The 2,582-nt window shown below is 41.7% G+C and carries 2 protein-coding genes; both read left to right on the top strand.

Features of this window, described 5'->3' with window-relative positions; genetic code table 11:
* The first annotated feature begins 245 nt into the window (after positions 1-245).
* On the top strand, positions 246-1,016 hold the full coding sequence (locus P9B04_RS20070; RefSeq protein WP_342056746.1) for an MBL fold metallo-hydrolase: 771 nt from the start codon (positions 246-248) through the stop codon (positions 1,014-1,016).
* Between the two features lie 147 nt (positions 1,017-1,163).
* Positions 1,164-2,516 (top strand): acetyl-CoA carboxylase biotin carboxylase subunit, encoded by a 1,353-nt coding sequence (gene accC / locus P9B04_RS20065; protein WP_342056747.1) that lies wholly within the window; start codon positions 1,164-1,166, stop codon positions 2,514-2,516.
* Positions 2,517-2,582: the final 66 nt, after the last annotated feature.

The raw sequence follows: 2,582 nt of genomic DNA, 5'->3' as shown, positions 1-2,582 counted from the left end.
ATTCTCAAACACTTTGGCTCAAACTATACAATTAATTTTGCTTAGGTACTTATGGCTCTGGGGCCTGTCTGGAAAGTGTTAAATTTTGAAGGAGCTATTAGTAATAGGGAAATGTTGATCAGTGGTTAAGCCTCTTTTGAACTGTTTATTCATGAGACAATAAACCCTTTAAGAACAGATTGTAAAAAAATGTTAAGCTAGTACAATACTTTGTTGTTTGAATACATTTAATAAATAGAATCTTTATGCAACTTACCTGGCTTGATAACAACTCTTGGTTAATAGAAATCTCAGGAAAAAGAATTCTTCTCGATCCTTGGTTAACAGGCTCTCTAGTTTTTGGTAACTTAGATTGGTTATTCAAAGGAGTTAAGTCAAAAACTCACCATCTTGATAAGCCCGTTGATCTGATCTTATTATCTCAGGGATTAAACGATCATGCCCACATTCCCACTTTAAAAGAACTTGACCACAATATTCCCGTTGTGGCTTCTCCTAGCGGAGCAAAAGTGGTCACAGAATTAGGCTATAAGAATGTTGAAACCCTCGATCACGGAAAGATCTATACCCTGGACGGGACAGTAGAAATCAAAGCCTTACCTGGCTCCTTAGTGGGTCCTCAATTAGTAGAAAACGCCTATATTATTACCGATTTAAAACAAAAAGAGAAACTTTACTACGAACCCCACGGTAACCATTGTTCCGAGTTATCAGAGGAAGGGAATATAGACGTTATTTTAACCCCTATCCTTGGAGTTAGTATTTTGCATTTTCTCCCTGTGTTGCAAGGGCAAAAAACCACTCTAAAACTATGTCAAACCCTAAAGCCCAAAGTTATTTTACCCACTGCTGATGCCAAAGAAACCGAATACAAAGGTGTTTTAGCCGCTATTTTGCGACAGGAAGGAAGCATCGATAAGTTTCGCCAGCAACTACGAGACAATAACCTGGGAACCGAGGTAATGACCCCTAAACCTGGAGAAGTGGTCAACCTAGAGCAGCTTTCGTTGGTATAGATGGAAGTTAAGTGGAAGGTGAGGGAATTTCTCTACAACTAATCAAAATTAGAGGTCTTAACCCCTCATTTCCCCTATAGAAAAATCATAATTTTGGACAAAACCAGATATCCTACTAAATAGGACTTTTCAAGCACAGGTTAAATGATGCAGTTTTCCAAAATCCTGATTGCCAATCGCGGGGAGATCGCCTTACGTATTTTACACACTTGCGAAGAACTGGGCATTGGAACCGTTGCGGTTCACTCTACAATAGATCGTCAAGCCCTTCATGTTCAACTTGCTGATGAAAGTGTGTGTATTGGTCCTCCTGCAAGTGGTAAGAGTTATCTCAATATTCCCAATATCATCTCTGCTGCCCTAACACGCAACGCAACAGCAATCCATCCAGGATACGGATTTTTGGCGGAGAATGCTCGTTTTGCTGAAATATGTGCGGATCATAAAATTGTTTTCGTTGGCCCATCTCCTGATTCCATTCGGTCAATGGGGGACAAATCTACAGCGAAAAAAACTATGCAAGATGCGGGAGTTCCTACGGTTCCTGGAAGCTTGGGACTTCTTAAAAGCGAAGAAGAAGCCCTAATAGTAGCCCGTGACATTGGCTATCCTGTAATGATTAAGGCAACAGCCGGAGGGGGTGGCAGAGGAATGCGTTTAGTGCGAGAAGAAAGCGATTTTTCTCGCCTCTTCCAAGCAGCCCAAGGGGAAGCAGAAGCCGCTTTTGGTAATGGAGGGATTTATTTAGAAAAGTTTATCGAACGTCCCCGTCATATCGAATTTCAGATATTAGCGGATAGTTACGGTAATGTTGTTCATTTAGGAGAAAGGGATTGTTCTATCCAACGCCGTCACCAAAAACTCCTAGAAGAAGCCCCTAGTCCTGTTTTAACTCCACAACTACGGGAAAAAATGGGTTCGGCTGCGGTTCAAGCGGCCAAGTCCATCAATTATCTGGGGGCTGGAACCGTGGAATTTTTAGTGGATAATCAGGGAAATTTTTATTTTATGGAAATGAATACCCGTATTCAGGTAGAACATCCTGTTACAGAAATGATTACTGGATTGGATTTAATCACGGAACAAATCCGTATCGCCCAGGGAGAAAAGTTACAAGTAACCCAGGAAGATATTTCTCTACAGGGTCACGCTATAGAATGTCGTATTAATGCCGAAGACCCAGATCTAAACTTTCGGCCTAATCCTGGTAAGATAAGCGGTTATCTTCCTCCTGGTGGTCCAGGGGTGAGAATGGACTCTCATGTTTACACAGATTACGAAATTCCTCCCTATTACGATTCTTTGATTGGTAAATTAATTGTCTGGGGGCCCGATAGAAATACTGCTATTAAACGGATGAAACGGGCGTTAAGAGAATGCGCTATTACGGGAGTACCTACCACTATTGATTTTCATAAGCGAGTGTTAGAAACTCCTGCCTTTCTGAAAGGGGATGTTTATACCAATTTTGTTACAGAACATTTAATCCCTCAAACGTGAATCCTTGGCTTGTGACACTCCTCCCGACGCTGATCCAGTGGGTACAGCGCGGGCTTCCCTACCTCA

It is taken from the genome of Crocosphaera sp. Alani8, assembly GCF_038442745.1.
In the GTDB taxonomy this organism is placed as follows: Bacteria; Cyanobacteriota; Cyanobacteriia; order Cyanobacteriales; family Microcystaceae; genus Crocosphaera.
The sequence above is the reverse complement of the archived record's forward strand: the minus strand, read 5'-3'. Positions and strand labels throughout refer to the sequence as shown.

Coding starts and splice junctions, on each gene's coding strand:
- accC (WP_342056747.1), top strand. CDS start 1,164: ATGCAGTTTTCCAAAATCCTGATTGCCAATCGCGGGGAGATCGCCTTA.
- P9B04_RS20070 (WP_342056746.1), top strand. CDS start 246: ATGCAACTTACCTGGCTTGATAACAACTCTTGGTTAATAGAAATCTCA.